Origin of the sequence: Brachybacterium sp. 107 (assembly GCF_052379725.1) — a bacterium.
Classification (GTDB): domain Bacteria; phylum Actinomycetota; class Actinomycetes; order Actinomycetales; family Dermabacteraceae; genus Brachybacterium.
In genome coordinates this window covers 108,617-122,974 of record NZ_JBQSYW010000001.1, presented here as the reverse complement: position 1 = coordinate 122,974, position 14,358 = coordinate 108,617, and the positions used below count along the sequence as shown (strand labels likewise).

17 protein-coding genes are annotated in these 14,358 nt (G+C 70.7%); 16 read left to right on the top strand and 1 reads right to left on the bottom strand.

The genetic code is table 11. From position 1 onward, the window contains the following. The first annotated feature begins 19 nt into the window (after positions 1-19). The 15 genes from ACT3UL_RS00555 to ACT3UL_RS00485 all read left to right on the top strand — a co-directional run bounded on the left by ACT3UL_RS00555 (position 20) and on the right by ACT3UL_RS00485 (position 12,298). Positions 20-1,141 carry an amidohydrolase family protein gene (locus ACT3UL_RS00555; protein ID WP_444576077.1) on the top strand — a complete coding sequence of 374 codons (1,122 nt, stop codon included), beginning with the start codon at positions 20-22 and terminating at the stop codon, positions 1,139-1,141. Between the two features lie 212 nt (positions 1,142-1,353). Then, the gene (gene rpsP, locus ACT3UL_RS00550) at positions 1,354-1,842 is read left to right on the top strand and encodes a 30S ribosomal protein S16 (protein ID WP_444576075.1); all 489 of its coding nucleotides are present in this window, start codon (positions 1,354-1,356) and stop codon (positions 1,840-1,842) included. Position 1,843: 1 nt separating this feature from the next. Then, positions 1,844-2,086 carry a KH domain-containing protein gene (locus tag ACT3UL_RS00545; RefSeq protein WP_193116336.1) on the top strand — a complete coding sequence of 81 codons (243 nt, stop codon included), beginning with the start codon at positions 1,844-1,846 and terminating at the stop codon, positions 2,084-2,086. Between the two features lie 82 nt (positions 2,087-2,168). Beyond that, the gene (locus ACT3UL_RS00540; RefSeq protein ID WP_444576074.1) at positions 2,169-3,080 is read left to right on the top strand and encodes a hypothetical protein; all 912 of its coding nucleotides are present in this window, start codon (positions 2,169-2,171) and stop codon (positions 3,078-3,080) included. Continuing rightward, the gene (gene rimM / locus ACT3UL_RS00535) at positions 3,077-3,682 is read left to right on the top strand and encodes a ribosome maturation factor RimM (protein ID WP_444576072.1); all 606 of its coding nucleotides are present in this window, start codon (positions 3,077-3,079) and stop codon (positions 3,680-3,682) included. The genes ACT3UL_RS00540 and rimM overlap by 4 nt, the downstream gene beginning before the upstream one ends. Positions 3,683-3,689: 7 nt before the next feature. Next, positions 3,690-4,439, top strand: a complete 750-nt coding sequence (trmD, locus tag ACT3UL_RS00530; protein WP_444576070.1) for a tRNA (guanosine(37)-N1)-methyltransferase TrmD — start codon at positions 3,690-3,692, stop codon at positions 4,437-4,439. A gap of 315 nt (positions 4,440-4,754) precedes the next feature. Then, entirely contained in the window at positions 4,755-5,105 is a 351-nt protein-coding gene (gene rplS, locus ACT3UL_RS00525) for a 50S ribosomal protein L19 (protein ID WP_444576068.1), read from the top strand. Between the two features lie 7 nt (positions 5,106-5,112). After that, complete coding sequence (lepB, locus tag ACT3UL_RS00520; RefSeq protein ID WP_444576066.1) at positions 5,113-5,691, top strand: signal peptidase I; 579 nt, start codon at positions 5,113-5,115, stop codon at positions 5,689-5,691. Between the two features lie 30 nt (positions 5,692-5,721). Next, positions 5,722-6,495 (top strand): signal peptidase I, encoded by a 774-nt coding sequence (gene lepB, locus ACT3UL_RS00515; RefSeq protein WP_444576064.1) that lies wholly within the window; start codon positions 5,722-5,724, stop codon positions 6,493-6,495. After that, positions 6,492-7,283 carry a ribonuclease HII gene (locus ACT3UL_RS00510; RefSeq protein ID WP_444576062.1) on the top strand — a complete coding sequence of 264 codons (792 nt, stop codon included), beginning with the start codon at positions 6,492-6,494 and terminating at the stop codon, positions 7,281-7,283. The genes lepB (ACT3UL_RS00515) and ACT3UL_RS00510 overlap by 4 nt, the downstream gene beginning before the upstream one ends. Then, positions 7,280-7,582, top strand: a complete 303-nt coding sequence (locus ACT3UL_RS00505) for a DUF2469 domain-containing protein (RefSeq protein WP_076810501.1) — start codon at positions 7,280-7,282, stop codon at positions 7,580-7,582. Before ACT3UL_RS00510 ends, ACT3UL_RS00505 begins: the two co-directional genes overlap by 4 nt. A gap of 472 nt (positions 7,583-8,054) precedes the next feature. After that, positions 8,055-8,405, top strand: coding sequence for a YraN family protein (locus tag ACT3UL_RS00500; protein ID WP_444576060.1), 351 nt, complete (start codon positions 8,055-8,057; stop codon positions 8,403-8,405). A gap of 2 nt (positions 8,406-8,407) precedes the next feature. Continuing rightward, a complete protein-coding gene (locus ACT3UL_RS00495; RefSeq protein ID WP_444576059.1) occupies positions 8,408-9,952 on the top strand; it encodes a YifB family Mg chelatase-like AAA ATPase in 1,545 nt (514 codons plus the stop codon). Continuing rightward, the gene (dprA, locus tag ACT3UL_RS00490) at positions 9,949-11,154 is read left to right on the top strand and encodes a DNA-processing protein DprA (RefSeq protein WP_444576057.1); all 1,206 of its coding nucleotides are present in this window, start codon (positions 9,949-9,951) and stop codon (positions 11,152-11,154) included. Before ACT3UL_RS00495 ends, dprA begins: the two co-directional genes overlap by 4 nt. A 37-nt stretch (positions 11,155-11,191) precedes the next feature. Continuing rightward, entirely contained in the window at positions 11,192-12,298 is a 1,107-nt protein-coding gene (locus tag ACT3UL_RS00485; RefSeq protein WP_444576055.1) for a tyrosine recombinase XerC, read from the top strand. Positions 12,299-12,302: 4 nt separating this feature from the next. On the opposite strand, the gene ACT3UL_RS00480 is transcribed toward ACT3UL_RS00485, so the two are convergent. Beyond that, a complete protein-coding gene (locus ACT3UL_RS00480; RefSeq protein ID WP_444576054.1) occupies positions 12,303-13,013 on the bottom strand; it encodes a murein hydrolase activator EnvC family protein in 711 nt (236 codons plus the stop codon). A 386-nt stretch (positions 13,014-13,399) separates the two neighbouring features. On the opposite strand from ACT3UL_RS00480, the gene rpsB reads away from it, so the two are divergent. Further along, positions 13,400-14,341 carry a 30S ribosomal protein S2 gene (gene rpsB / locus ACT3UL_RS00475; protein ID WP_444576052.1) on the top strand — a complete coding sequence of 314 codons (942 nt, stop codon included), beginning with the start codon at positions 13,400-13,402 and terminating at the stop codon, positions 14,339-14,341. The last annotated feature ends 17 nt before the right edge of the window (positions 14,342-14,358 follow it).

The window sequence follows — 14,358 nt, the reverse complement described above, 5'->3', positions numbered from 1 at the left end:
GTCTCGGTAGGCTCGGAGCATGAGCACCATCGCCACGGAGTCCTCGACCGTCCTGCACCTGACCGGCCCGATCCTCGTCGGCCCGGAGCAGGAGATCAGCGGGGCATGGGTCGTCGGAGGCAGGATCCACCACCAGAAGCCCGAGCTTCCCGCGGGCGCCGAGATCCGGGAGCTCGACGGGTTCGTCGTCCCCGGTCTCGCCGACCTGCACTGCCACCTCGGGATCGGGGATGACGGTGCCGGCACCAGCCTCGCCGCCGCACGGGAACAGGCGCTCACGGATCGCGACACCGGCGTGCTCCTGATCCGTGACGCCGGCTCGATCATCGACAACTCCCCGCTGCAGCAGCAGGCTGATCTGCCGCGGCTGATCCGCTGCGGGCGCCACCTCGCCCGCACCCGTCGCTACCTGCGCGGATACGCCCACGAGCTGGAGCCGGAGGATCTCCCGGCCGCGATCCTCCAGGAGGCGGAGCGCGGGGACGGGTGGGTGAAGCTGGTGGGGGACTGGATCGACCGGGAGGTCGGCGATCTGACGCCCTGCTGGAGCGGTGAGGATCTCGCCGCCGCGGCCGACGCCGCCCATGCGGCCGGTGCCCGGATCACGACGCACACCTTCGACGAGGCAACCCTCCCGCTCGCGCTCGACGCCGGGTTCGACTGCCTCGAGCACGCCACCGGGCTGACCAACGAGACGATCGAGCGCGCCGCCGCGGCAGGGGTCCCGGTGGTCAGCACACTGGTCAACGTCGACGAGTTCGAGGCCTACGCCTCCCAGGGCGAAGCCAAGTTCCCCGCCTATGCCGCCCACATGCGGCGTCTGCGCGCCGGGCGCTACGAGCGCACTCATGATGCTCATGACGCGGGCATCCCACTCCTGGTGGGCACCGATGCCGGGGGAGTGCTCGGCCACGGGATCATCCACGACGAGCTGGATGAGCTCTCACGGGCAGGTCTCGACGGAACCGAGATCCTGCAGGCGGCGGCCTGGGCTCCCCGGACGTTCCTCGGGGTCGCCGGGCTCGAGGACGGTGCCCCGGCGGACCTCCTCGTCGTCCCGTCGGACCCCCGGGCGGATCACCGCGCACTCCGGGAGCGCAGCCATGTCGTGCTCGCCGGCGAGATCGTCGCCGGGCGCTGAGTGCGCAGGGACCCGCTGCGGCCGCATGTGCCCCGGTGCACATGGGCCCGGGTGGTGCGAAGGTGGGGATCCCTGGCATAATCGACCCTGTATGCGCTCGGGTCGGCCCTCTACCCGCCCGAGCACGACACCCCGAGGACCGTCAGCGCCCGCATGACCCCACAGGCTGCGGCGGGACTCACCCGAACATCCCTGAAGGAGAGTCCACCCACGTGGCTGTCAAGATCCGACTGAAGCGCATGGGCAAGATCCGTGCACCGTACTACCGCATCGTCGTCGCCGATTCGCGCAAGAAGCGCGATGGCGCCGTGATCGAGGAGATCGGCAAGTACCACCCGACCGAGCACCCCTCGGTCATCGAGGTCCAGTCCGAGCGTGCGCAGTACTGGCTCAGCGTCGGTGCGCAGCCGACCGAGCAGGTCGCTGCTCTGCTCAAGATCACCGGTGACTGGCAGAACGTCAAGGGCGGCACCGCCGCCGAGGGCGCCCTGAAGACCGCTGAGGTCAAGAAGACCGCCGAGGAGCTCATCGCCGAGGCCGACAAGGCTGCTGCGGAGTCCCGCGACGGCGCGAAGAAGGCCAAGGACGCCAAGGCCGCCGAGTCTGCCGAGACCGCCGAGGTCGAGGCAGGTTCCGAGGAGGCACCTGCCGAGGGCGAGAAGCCTGCGGACGCCGAGGCCGCATCGACCGACGAGGCCTGAGATGAGCACCCGCGCGGAAGCCCTCGATCATCTCGTCCGCGGCATCGTCGACGATCCTGAGGCCGTGAACGTGACGGAGAAGTCCACGCGTCGCGGTCCTCTGCTCGAGGTCCGGGTCGGCGCTGCCGACCTCGGTCGCGTCATCGGCCGATCGGGCCGCACCGCCCGTGCCCTGCGCACGGTCACCGCGGCCCTCTCGGATGATGATGTGCGCGTCGACATCGTCGACGTCGACCGGCGCTGAGGTGCCCCGAACGACCTCTCGGAGCGGCACTGCTGGTAGGACGGAGACGTCCCCGCAGTGCCGCTCCTGGCATTCCAGGGCGTTGCCCGGCACGACGGCGACGCCGGGCGTGCGGGCGACGCCGGGCGTGCGGGCGCGCAGCAGCCTCGCCCTGGTCGCGGCGACCCTGCTGCTCGCGGGGTGCACCGCGGAGCGTCCGACCACGGAGCCCAGCACTCCGGCCGAGGAGCCCCCGGTCGCGGAGCAGCCGTCGGCCGACCCCGCGCTGGCGGACGCCTGTGCAGAGTTCTGGGGCGATCCCGACTACCGGTCGCCGCTGTCGCGCGTCGTCCTGGACCGGGCGGCCACCGCCCCGCAGGCGGGGCCGTCGGACCCCTTCTTCTATGCCACCACCGGCGACGACATCGACGCGGCCTTCGAGCAGGCCCCCGTGGACGCGCAGGATGCCGTCGCCGCGCTGAGCGACTGGTTCCGCACCCAGCCCGAGAAGGGCGAGGCGGCCGATGTCGACTCCTTCGGGGAGGTCTGGCACGGTTTTGCCGGCGTCTGCGCCGACACCTCCGCCGCCGCGGCCTGGACGCTCGAATCCGGAGACGACGGCACGAAGCCGGCGACGCTGGTCTGCGCCGACGTGTTCGACACCCCGGGCACCCTGACCCGGTTCGCCAATGCGAACGTGCTGACCTCGAACATGTTCAAGCTCGTCGGCCGCAGCCCGCAGACCGTCCCGGCGGATCGGATGGAGGACGTGCAGGCCACCGATGAGCTGCTCGCCGCCGAGATCGCCGCGGTCGACGACGACGACGTGCGCGACGCCCTGACCGAGGTCCGAGCCCCGTTCCAGGACGCCCTGGACGGCGACACCTCCTCCGACGGCCTGCAGAAGCCCCTGGAAGAGCTCAGCTCGGCGTGCGACGCCGTCGGGTACTCCTCGCCCGACTCCGGGGAGAATGATCACGGCGATCCCGCCACAGAAGACGAAGGATTGGTATGAGCACCCTGGACGTCATCGTCGCCACCATCGGCAAGGCCCACGGCCTGCGCGGAGAGGTCGCCCTGGTCCTCCGCACGGACCAGCCCCAGGAACGATTCGCGCCCGGCGTCGCCTTCGAGGTGGACACCGCGGCAGGCACCCGCACCCTCACCCTGCTCGGCACCCGACGGCAGCAGGACCGCTGGTACGCGACGTTCGACGAGGTCGCGGACCGCACCGATGCGGAATCGCTGCGGGGCGTGGAGCTCAGCGCCGCGGTCGACTCCGAGGAGGAGGCCGACGAGGACCCCGACGCCTGGTACCCCTCTCAGCTGAAGGGCCTCACCGTGCGGCACGTCGACGGTCATGAGCTGGGCACCGTCCTCGGGGTGGATCATTACCCGGCGCAGGATCTCCTGGTCGTGCGCACCCTCGACAAGCGCCGCGTGCAGCTGCCGCTGGTCGAGCAGCTGGTGCCCGAGGTCGACGTCGCGGCCGGGGTCGTCACCGCGAACCCGCCCGGAGGTCTCTTCGACGAGCTGCCGGAGGACGAGCAGGGCCCCGAGCCCGAGACCTCCGCTCCGGCGAAGAGCCCTGCGTCGTCGAAGCGCACCAAGGGCTGACGCGGGGATGCGCATCGACGTCCTCACCCTCTTCCCCGACTATCTCGCCCCGCTCGAGCTGTCCCTGATCGGCAAAGCCCGACGTGACGGGATCGTCGATCTGCAGGTCCATGACCTGCGCACCTGGACCCATGATCGCCATCGCACCGTGGACGACACCCCGCTCGGCGGCGGTGCCGGGATGGTGATGAAGCCCGAACCCTGGGCGGAGGCCTTCGCCGCCGTGCGCGCTGCCGGCCAGGAGACCCTCGGGGCCGACGTCGAACCCCTGATCGTGTTCCCCAACCCGGCAGGTGCACCGTTCGCGCAGGCGACCGCCCAGGAGTGGTCCCAGTGCGAGTGGATCATCTTCGCCTGCGGGCGCTACGAGGGCATCGACGAGCGGGTCTACGAGCACCTCGCCGATACCGGCTACGAAGTTGCCCTCGCCTCCCTCGGCGACTACGTGCTCAACGGCGGAGAGGTGGCCGTCCTGGCCATTACCGAGGCCGTCGTGCGGCTGGTCCCGGGAGTGGTCGGCAACGCCGAGTCCCTGGTCGAGGAATCGCATTCCGACGGGCTGCTGGAGTACCCGCTCTACACACGCCCTGCGAGCTGGAGAGACCCGGCGGGAGTGCTGCGCGAGGCACCGCAGATCCTGCTCTCGGGGGACCACGGGAAGATCGCCGCGTGGCGCCGTGAGCAGTCCGTGCAGCGCACCCGGCAGCGGCGACCCGACCTGCTCGGGGAGTCCTACGAGGCCGGATCGCCGTCCTGAACGGGATGGCGTGACGGATCCGACATCCCGTTCGCCCGCTGACCGGCGCAGTTGCTGAGCCCAGGGCTTGCCGTGCCCATCCTGCCCTGGCAGAATGTCCCCTTGTGCGCACCGCGCGTTCCTCTGCCTCAGGGGAGGGATGCGATCAGCGGTCGGGCAGTTCCGTGGCGATGGGAGTCGCCGCCAGAGGCCCAGCACACCGGCACGAGGAGTCCGCTCCTCGCCGGATCGACAGTTCATGAAGGGCATCCCGGTTCTGCCGGAGGACCCCGCGAACGAAGCTGTCCGACCTGAGGCGGAGGCTGGAGAAACATCATGCAGAAGCTCGACGAGCTCGACAAGGCATACCTGCGCGAGGACGTCCCCACGTTCCGCGCCGGAGACAACGTCAAGGTCCACGTGAAGGTCATCGAGGGCAACCGCTCCCGTATCCAGATCTTCCAGGGTTACGTCATCGGCCGCCAGGGCCACGGCGTGGGCGAGACCTTCCGCGTCCGCAAGATCTCCTTCGGTGTCGGCGTGGAGCGCGTGTTCCCCGTGCACGCCCCGACCGTCGACAAGATCGAGGTCGTCACCCGCGGCGACGTGCGCCGCGCGAAGCTGTACTACCTGCGCAACCTCACGGGCAAGAAGGCCCGCATCAAGGAGAAGCGCGACCACTCCTGATCCGGGGATGACCCGAGTTCGAGTGCGCGGACGGCGGCGGCCCCACCCTGTGGTGGCCGCCGCCGTCTGCGTCGTGCTGGTGCTCCTCGCGGCCGGCGTGGTCCGGTACTTCGTCGTCCAGCCGTTCCGGGTCCCCTCGGCCTCCATGGAGCCCACGCTGCTCCCGGGGGACGTGCTCCTGGCCGACCGCTCCGAGCGAGGGCGGGCCGACCGTGGCGACATCGTGGTCTTCGACGGCACCGGATACTTCGCGCCCTCGGCGGAGGACGGCGACCGGTACTGGGTCAAGCGGGTCATCGCCGTCGGCGGCGACCACGTCTCCTGCTGCGGCACCGACGGCAGCCTCGCTGTCAACGGCGCCCCGCTCGCGGAGCCCTATCTGGCCGACGGCGTGGCACCCAGCGAGATCGACTTCGACCTCGTCGTCCCGGAAGGGCGCATGTTCGTGCTCGGCGACAACCGCTCGGACTCCACGGATTCGCGACATCTGCTCGGCGCGCCGGGCGGAGGGATGATCCCGGTGGACCGGGTGGTGGGGGAGGTCGACCGACTCGTGTGGCCACTGCCTCGTGCCGGTGCGCTGTGACAACCAGGTTCTCCGGATAGGATCACGGCGATGAACGCGTCCGAAGATTCCCCCAGTGCAGTGTCCGAGCCCGAGGACGCCGCGCCCGGCGAGGACCCCTCGGACAAGCAGCCCGGACAGGGACGCAGCCACCGCCGCGCGCGGATGCCGCTGTGGCTGGACACCATCGTCACCATGGCCGTCGCCCTCGTGATCGCCGTGCTGGTCAAGACCTTCCTCATCCAGCCGTTCTACATCCCGTCGGCGTCCATGAACCCGACTCTCGTGGAGAACGACAAGATCCTGGTCTCCAAGCTCACCCCGGGAGTGTTCGATCTGCACCGGGGGGACGTGATCGTCTTCGAGGACCCCGACAACTGGATCGAGGGTGACGCGACCGTGGATCCCACTCCCCGGGTGCAGCTCATGAAGGTGCTCAGCATGGTGGGCCTGGCCCCGGACCCGTCCCAGGACCACCTGGTCAAGCGACTGATCGGCATGCCCGGCGACCATGTCGTGTGCACGGAGGAGGGTGGGGCGCTCCAGGTCAACGGGGTCGAGATCGACGAGCCCTACATCAACCAGAACACCGCGGCCTGCCAGGTCGCCTTCGATGTGACCGTGCCCCAGGACAACGTGTGGGTGATGGGCGACAACCGGTACGCCTCCGCGGACTCCGCCTGGCACCAGTCCCAGGGCGAGAGCGCCTTCGTGCCCGAGGCGGACATCACCGGCAAGGCCGAGGTCATCTTCTGGCCCGTCGGTCGCTGGGACGGCCTCGGCGACGGTCGCGACGCCTTCTCCGACGTCCCCGCCCAGCCGTGACCGGCGCAGTACCCACGCTCGACGTCGAGCACGCCCTCGCGGCACGCTGCGGCCCCGGGCGTCGTGTGATCGTCGGCCTGGACGAAGTGGGCAGAGGAGCTCTCGCCGGTCCGGTCGCGATCGGTGCCTGCGCGATCGAGGTCGTCGACGGCCGCATCCGCGAGCTGCCCGCCGGAGTGCGGGACTCCAAGAAGCTCTCCGCCGCACGCCGTGAAGCCCTCGTCGCTCCCATCCAGGAAGCGGCCCACGCCACGGCGGTGGGATGGGCGAGCGCAGCGGAGATCGACGAGGTCGGCATCATGGAAGCCCTCACCAGGGCTGCTCTGCGAGCTCTCGACGCCCTCCAGCTCGAGGCCGACGCCATCCTCCTGGACGGCAACGTCGATGTCCTCTCGGCGCATCTGGCCACCGCCGACGGGCCGGCCCCGCTGGTCGAGCTGCGAGTCTCGGCCGACAGGGACTGTGCGAGCGTCTCGGCGGCGAGCATCGTCGCGAAGGTGGCCCGCGACGCCGTCATGGTGGAGCTGGACGCATCGGCCCCCGAGTACGGGTGGGCGTCGAACAAGGGCTACGGGGCGGCGGTGCATCGCGAGGCGATCGACCGGGTCGGAACCCATGAGCATCACCGGCGCACGTGGCGGTTGGGATCCCGCCCGGCCGCAGCCGCTGTGCCGGCCGTGGAGTCGCCTGCGATCCCGGCACCGGCTCCGGTTCCCAGCCCCGCTGGCGTACTGTGGAGCGACCAGTGGCACCCCCAGCAGGACCAGCAGAAGGAGGAGCGTCGGTGAGCGCGCAGGACCTCGAGAATTACGAGTCCGACCTCGAACTCCAGCTGTTCCGCGAGTACCGCGACGTGGTCAGCCTGTTCACCTACGTGGTCGAGACGGAGCGACGCTTCTATCTCGCCAACCAGGTCGATCTGCAGGTCCGCTCGGGCGGCGGCGAGGTCTTCTACGAGCTCCGCCTGGCCGACGTGTGGGTCTGGGACATCTATCGCTCCAACCGCTTCGTGCGGTCCGTGCGCGTGGTGACGTTCAAGGACGTCAACATCGAAGAGCTCAACAAGCCCGACATCTCGCTTCCCTGAGCCGGAGCCGGAGCCGGAGCACGGGGCCGGAGCACAGAGTCACGAAGCGCGGGGCACTGAGCCACGAAGCACGGGGCCGTAGCCACGGGGGCCACAGCGTTCGCGAGCCAGGGAGCCCCGCGCCATGAGCGGTTGAGCTCCGAGCCCAGGACGATCCACGCCGGCGGCGTTCTCGGTGCGCGGCACGGCGCGCAGGCGTTCTTTCCTCCACAGAGCGTGTCTGTCCCCAAAAGCCTCGCCCCGCACGTGCGGCCGACGGGGCCGCGCCAGGCTGAGCTGCATGACACGCCTCTCACCCCTCCCGCGGCCGATGACACCTCGTGCCCGGAGCTCACACCCCCAGTCCGAGCGTGACCTGCCCGCCGCTGACCCTGCTCGGCCGGGCGGCGGCACCTCCCGCGTCATCGGCCCCGCGGCGGAGCCCCCTGTCCTCGGCCCGTCGGTGCCGCCCCGACGGCGCAGAGTCGCCGAGATGTCCACGGCGGAGCTCGGCCGAGCGGGGGAGGACCTCGTCGCCGAGCACCTGATGGCCTGCGGCTGGCAGATCGTCGAACGCAACCTGCGCCTGAGCCAGGGGGAGCTGGACATCGTCGCCCTCGCGCACACCACGTTGGTCTTCGTCGAGGTGAAGACCCGGCGCACCTTCGTCACCGGGGTCCCACAGGCCGCCGTGACCGCGGCGAAGCTGCGTCGGCTGCGGCGCCTCGCCGGGGAGTACCTCATGGAGCGTTCGACCCCGCACCGGGACGTGCGCATCGACGTCGTCGGCGTCCACGCCCACCTCGACGGCACCTTCTCCCTCGAGCACCTCGAGGCGGTCTGAGCATGGGGCAGGCGCGCACGCTCTCGATCAGCCTCGTCGGGCTCGACGGCACCCTGGTGGAGGTCGAGGCCGACGTCTCCGCCGGGCTCCCGGCGTTCTCCCTCGTCGGGCTGCCGGACTCCTCGATGCTCCAGGCGCGGGAGAGGGTGCGTGCCGCCGCCGCCCGCAGCGGTGTCCGACTGGCGGCGCGGCGGATCACGGTGAACATGACTCCGGCCTGGCGGCGCAAGCAGGGCTCCGGGTTCGACCTCGCGATCGCCATGGCGGTGGTCGACGCGCAGGGCGACCTCGGCGTCCATGTCCCCGGCGACACCGTGCTGCTGGGCGAGCTCGGCCTGGATGGTCGGCTGCGCCCCATTCCGGGCGTGCTCCCGGCGCTGCTTGCCGCCCGTTCCCTGGGGATCAGCCGAGCGATCGTGCCCGAGCAGAATCTCCTGGAGGCGCGGCTCGTGGAGGGTCTGGAGGTGGACGGCGCCGCCGACCTGACCAGCCTGCTGCATCGGTTCGGCGCGGATGTCCCGCCGTCGCCGGTGAGGCAGGTGCTGGATCTGAGTGGCGATGGGACAGCCCCGGCAGAGCATCCCTCCGCCCCGCCCGGGGACTTCGCCGACGTGGTCGGCCAGGCCCAGGCCAGGCGCGCTGCAGAGGTCGCCGCGGCGGGCGGTCACCATCTGCTCCTGATCGGTCCACCGGGCGCCGGGAAGACGATGATCGCCTCACGCCTTCCCGGCATTCTCCCGGAGCTGGAGATCGATGACTCGCTCGCGGTCTCGGCGATCCATTCCCTCGCAGGACGGTTCGACGCGCAGGAGGGACTGCGCCGCACCGTGCCCTTCGAGAACCCTCATCACACCGCGACGACCGCTGCGGTGGTGGGCGGTGGCGCGGGCCTCGCTCTGCCCGGGGCGATCTCCCGAGCCCATGCCGGAGTGCTCTTCCTCGACGAAGCTCCGGAGTTCCCGGCGCGCGTGCTCGAGGCGCTGCGTGAGCCTCTCGAGACCGGAGACATCACCCTGCATCGGGCTCGGGCCGTGACGCGATATCCGGCGCGGTTCCAGCTCGTCATGGCGGCCAATCCGTGCCCCTGCGGCAAGTCCTACGGAAAGGGGGACGGCTGCACCTGCTCCCCGTATCAACGACGCCGGTACCTGGCGCGCCTCTCAGGCCCGGTGCTGGACCGCGTGGACATGCAGATACTCGTCGGCCCGGTCGACGTCCACCGAGCGGGAGCGCTGGAGAACGAGTCCAGCGAGACCATCGCACGTCGGGTCCGTGCAGCTCGGGAGCGACAGCGTCACCGGTTCGCCGGACTTCCCTGGACCCTGAACTCTCAGCTCCCCGGTCCCCGGCTGCGGCGAGATTTCGCCCCCGAGGCGTCGGAACGTCGGCTCCTCGACCACGCCGTGGGACAAGGTCGCCTCACCCTCCGCGGCCACGACCGGGTCCTGCGCCTGGCATGGACCCTCGCCGATCTCGACGGTGTGGATCGCCCCGGCGCCGAGCAGATCGGACTCGCCCTCACCCTGCGCGAAGGAGAAGCACGATGATGCCCCCGCACGACCTCGGAACGCAGGACAGGATCGCCCGTATCACCTGGTCGGTGATCGCGGAGCCCAGCGACGCGATCGCCCTGCTCGCCCGGACCCGGTGCGGGCCGGCGCAGGCTCTCGACCTCGCCCGACAGGGAACCGCAGCGGATCTGCTGGGCAGGCTGGGCGGGGAGCTGCCGAGCGATGCCGCCGAACCCGGGAGCGGTACGCACCGTCTGCGAGCAGACCGAGCGCTGGCACGCTGGCGGGCTCGGCTGTCCATGGTCGACGTCGACGCGATCATCGAGGACGCGCAGAGTCGAGGCATTCGCATCATCACCCCTGAGGACCAGGAATGGCCCGATCTGCTCGAGGACCTGCACGAGACCGCACCGCACTGCATGTGGCTGCACGGACCAGGTCGTCTCGACGATCTCGTGGGCAGGCGCTCCCTGGCACTCGTGGGCTCGCGTGCGTCGACGGCCTACGGAGAGGATGCGGCGGGGACCCTCGGAGCGGACTTCGCGGCACGTGGCGGCACGGTCGTCTCCGGCGGGGCGTACGGGATCGATGCCGCAGCTCATCGCGGAGCTCTCGCGGCTCCGGACGGGGCGACGATCGCTGTCCTCGCCGGTGGCCTGGATCGGCTGTATCCGCGTGGGAACACGCAGCTGCTCGAACGCATCCGGGAGCAGCACCTGCTGGTGAGCGAGGCGCCGCCCGGGACGGCGCCCACGCGCTGGCGGTTCCTCGCCAGGAACCGTCTGATCGCTGCGCTGTCCCAGGCCGTCGTCGTGGTGGAGGCGTCATGGCGGTCCGGGGCGCTGTCCACGGCCCGCCTGGCCGATCAGCTCTCACGACCGGTGGGTGCCGTTCCGGGTCCGATCACCTCGGCCGCCAGTGCAGGGTGCCATCGGCTGATCCGGGAGCGCGGGGCGGTGCTGATCACCGAACCCGGGGAGGTGCTGGATCTGCTGCCGGGCGGTCCTGCGGCTGGCGAGGGCCGCTTCGCCGCTCAGGACGAGCTGGATCTGCTCAGCCCGGCGGACCGCCGGGTGCTGGATGCGGTCCCTCCGCGCTCGAGCCTCCCCATCAGCCGAATCGCTCAGGAGATCGGGTTCGAGCCCGACGAGGTGACGGCGGCGCTGGCCCGGCTGACGCTGCTGGGGCTCGTGGAGACCACGGGGGAGCGGACACGACGCGCCCGCACGCCGCGCTGAACCCCGCCCCTCCCGGGCGTGCGAGACACTGATACCTATGAAACGCGCCGAGGAGGGCCCCGACGACGTGCTCGCGGAGACTTTCGCCGAGCACCTCCGGCTCGAGCGCGGCCGGTCCGAGCACACCGTCCGTGCCTATCGACGGGAGGCCGACGACCTCCTCGCGCATCTGCGTGACGTCGAGCGGATCGAGCTCGCAGAGCTCGACGTCGCGGCGCTCCGGTCCTGGCTGGCCGCGCGGTCGGAGACCGGCGCCGGAGCGAGCACGCTGGCCCGCTCCGCCGCCGCCGCACGCACCTTCACCACCTGGCTCGCAGCCACCGGACGCATCCCGCACGACGTCGGCGGCAGGCTGAGGGCACCGCGTCGCGGCCGTCACCTGCCCACGGTGCTCTCGGGTCAGCAGGCCGCCACCCTGCTCGACGGCGCCGAGGAAGGTGGCGCAGGCCGGGACGCAGCCGGCGCTGGCGCTGGAACCGGTGCTGAAACGGACGCTGGAACCGGTGCTGAAACGGACGCTGGAACCGGTGCTGAAACGGACGCTGGAACCGGTGCTGGAACTGATGCTGAAAGTGCCGGGGCCGACGGCGTGGTGATGCCGGTCGAGGACCCGCTGCAGCAGGCCGTCCTGCTGCGGGACATCGCGGTGCTCGAGCTCCTCTACTCCTCGGGACTGCGCGTCTCCGAGCTGGTCGGACTGGACCGTCGAGGCGTCGACCAAGCCCAGGGCACCGTCCGGGTCCTGGGCAAGGGCAGCAAGGAGCGGATCGTCCCCGTCGGGCGGCCAGCCCTGGACGCGGTGGCGAGATGGGAGCGTGACGGGCGGCCCCACCTGGTCCAGCACGCCCGGCCGGAGAGCCACGAGGAGCAGGCGCTGTTCCTCGGAGTGCGCGGAGGCCGCCTCGGGGACAGAGCGGTGCGGACCATGATCGATCGCTACGCGGCGCAGGCCGGCATCGCCAAGCACATCTCACCCCACACCCTGCGCCACAGCGCGGCAACGCATCTCGTCGAAGGGGGAGCGGATCTGCGCAGCGTCCAGGACTTCCTGGGCCACTCCTCGTTGGCGACCACCCAGATCTACACCCACGTCAGCGCCGACCGGCTGCGGCGGACCGTCGACCAGGCCCACCCCCGCGCCTGACCGTTCAGGCCGCCAGAATCGGGCGTGACCTCCCGGAGATGTCGGCTGGACCATGGCCATGCACCCGGGCGCCGGCCGACGACGCACCGCCCGGCATCGACGGGGCCGCGCGGGCGGTCCGAGCCCCGGCCGGGACCACCGCACCACTCGGATCCGCCTGACCGCCCCAGGGGAGCAGCACGCTGGGGCCTCTGCCCCCGAGCAGCAGGAGCGGGTCGATGTAGTCCTGGCCGCGCCGGGCACCCAGGTGAAGGCATACCTCCGAGGAGCAATGGGAGGCTTCTGGGTCGGCGATGGTGCCCAGCACATCGCCGGCCTCGACCGCCTGGGACTCCTCGACCGCGCCGGCGACCGGCTCATAGGTGGAGATCAGCCCGTCGGCATGCTGCACGGAGACGACCCCTCGACCGGCCACCATCCCGGAGAACCGCACGGTCCCGGCGTCCACCGCCCGGATCTCGGCCCCGTCCCCCGCCACACGGACATCGATGCCGCGGTGCCCCGGACCGTAGCGATGCGGGGGAGCCTCGAACGGCGCGGCCACCTCGTGCGGCGCCGAGGTGGGCCACTGCCAGCGGCTCGCAGGCACGGAACGGGCCGGGCCAGCGAGGGACAAAGTGGCCAGAAGGCACAGCAGCACCAGGAGGACACGCAGCAGCCGCAGCACTGGACGCGGGCAGGCGGGCGGTCGGGAGGGGATGGGACGAGGTGTCATGCTCCGCATCCTCGCGGCCTCGCCGTGCGGTGTCCCGTCCTGCGGAGGGATGGTGGATGAGGGCCCTCTGGGGAGGAACGGTCCGGACCAGCACGACACGAAGGTGATGCATCCCGCGCTCGACCGTGGTGGGACGTCGGATAGACTTCTGTGAGCATCCGGTCCGTCCGGATGACTTCGCGTGCCCATCAGGGTCCGCCGATCAGCGGTCCTCGGCCGCTCCGCACCATGGTGCGGAGCACTGTCGGGGCGATCGGCTCTCCCGGGCACCAGGCCTCGCACCGTCCGGTGTCGGGGAACAACCGAGAATGCAGGTCCTGCGCGATGACCACGGACGCCTACGAGCGAGTCGTGCGAGCCCAGGCCTGAGAACAGAGGACACCATCATGGCAGTCGTCACCATGCGCCAGCTCCTGGAGAGCGGCGTCCACTTCGGTCACCAGACCCGTCGTTGGAACCCGAAGGTCCGTCGCTTCATCTTCACCGAGCGCAACGGCATCTACATCGTCGACCTCATGCAGACGCTGACGTACATCGACAAGGCGTACGACTTCGTCAAGCAGACCGTTTCCCACGGTGGAAGCGTTCTCTTCGTCGGCACCAAGAAGCAGGCTCAGGAGCCCATCCAGGAGCAGGCGACCCGCGTGGGCATGCCCTACGTGAACCAGCGTTGGCTGGGCGGCATGCTCACCAACCTGCAGACGGTCTCGCAGCGCGTGAACCGCCTTAAGGAGCTCGAGCAGATCGACTTCGAGGATGTGGCCGCTTCCGGTCGCACCAAGAAGGAGCTGCTGATGATGCGTCGCGAGAAGGACAAGCTGGCCAAGACCCTGGGCGGCATCCGCGACATGGCGAAGGCTCCCTCCGCCGTGTGGATCGTGGACACCAACAAGGAGCACCTGGCCGTCGACGAGGCGCAGAAGCTCAGCATCCCCGTCGTCGCGATCCTGGACACCAACTGCGATCCCGACGAGGTCACCTACCCGATCCCGGGCAACGACGACGCGATCCGCTCCGTCGCCCTGCTGACCCGGGTCATCGCCGACGCGGTGGCCGCTGGTCTGCAGGAGCGTCACGCCAAGTCGACCGGTGGCGAGAAGAACGTCTCCGCCGTCGCCGCAGAGCCGCTGGCGGAGTGGGAGCAGGAGCTCCTCAAGCAGTCCGAGGTCCAGCAGGAGGACGCACCGGCCGAGGAGTCGGTCGCCGCCGCCGAGGAGACCGCTGCTGCGGAGACCCCCGCCGAGGAGAAGCCGGCCGAGGAGACCCCCGCTGCGGAGTCCACCGAGTCCGCCGCTGCGGAGTCCACCGAGGCCCCCGCCGCCGAGTGACCATAGCGGGCCCGGGA

Excerpts from the sequence above, each read along its gene's own strand:
- lepB (WP_444576064.1), top strand. The coding sequence starts at position 5,722 with ATGAACGCGTCCGAAGATTCCCCCAGTGCAGTGTCCGAGCCCGAGGAC.
- ACT3UL_RS00495 (WP_444576059.1), top strand. The coding sequence starts at position 8,408 with ATGGGGCAGGCGCGCACGCTCTCGATCAGCCTCGTCGGGCTCGACGGC.
- lepB (WP_444576066.1), top strand. The coding sequence starts at position 5,113 with ATGACCCGAGTTCGAGTGCGCGGACGGCGGCGGCCCCACCCTGTGGTG.
- rimM (WP_444576072.1), top strand. The coding sequence starts at position 3,077 with ATGAGCACCCTGGACGTCATCGTCGCCACCATCGGCAAGGCCCACGGC.
- dprA (WP_444576057.1), top strand. The coding sequence starts at position 9,949 with ATGATGCCCCCGCACGACCTCGGAACGCAGGACAGGATCGCCCGTATC.
- ACT3UL_RS00485 (WP_444576055.1), top strand. The coding sequence starts at position 11,192 with ATGAAACGCGCCGAGGAGGGCCCCGACGACGTGCTCGCGGAGACTTTC.
- ACT3UL_RS00480 (WP_444576054.1), bottom strand. The coding sequence starts at position 13,013 with ATGACACCTCGTCCCATCCCCTCCCGACCGCCCGCCTGCCCGCGTCCA.
- ACT3UL_RS00555 (WP_444576077.1), top strand. The coding sequence starts at position 20 with ATGAGCACCATCGCCACGGAGTCCTCGACCGTCCTGCACCTGACCGGC.
- ACT3UL_RS00545 (WP_193116336.1), top strand. The coding sequence starts at position 1,844 with ATGAGCACCCGCGCGGAAGCCCTCGATCATCTCGTCCGCGGCATCGTC.
- trmD (WP_444576070.1), top strand. The coding sequence starts at position 3,690 with ATGCGCATCGACGTCCTCACCCTCTTCCCCGACTATCTCGCCCCGCTC.
- rpsB (WP_444576052.1), top strand. The coding sequence starts at position 13,400 with ATGGCAGTCGTCACCATGCGCCAGCTCCTGGAGAGCGGCGTCCACTTC.
- rplS (WP_444576068.1), top strand. The coding sequence starts at position 4,755 with ATGCAGAAGCTCGACGAGCTCGACAAGGCATACCTGCGCGAGGACGTC.
- ACT3UL_RS00500 (WP_444576060.1), top strand. The coding sequence starts at position 8,055 with ATGTCCACGGCGGAGCTCGGCCGAGCGGGGGAGGACCTCGTCGCCGAG.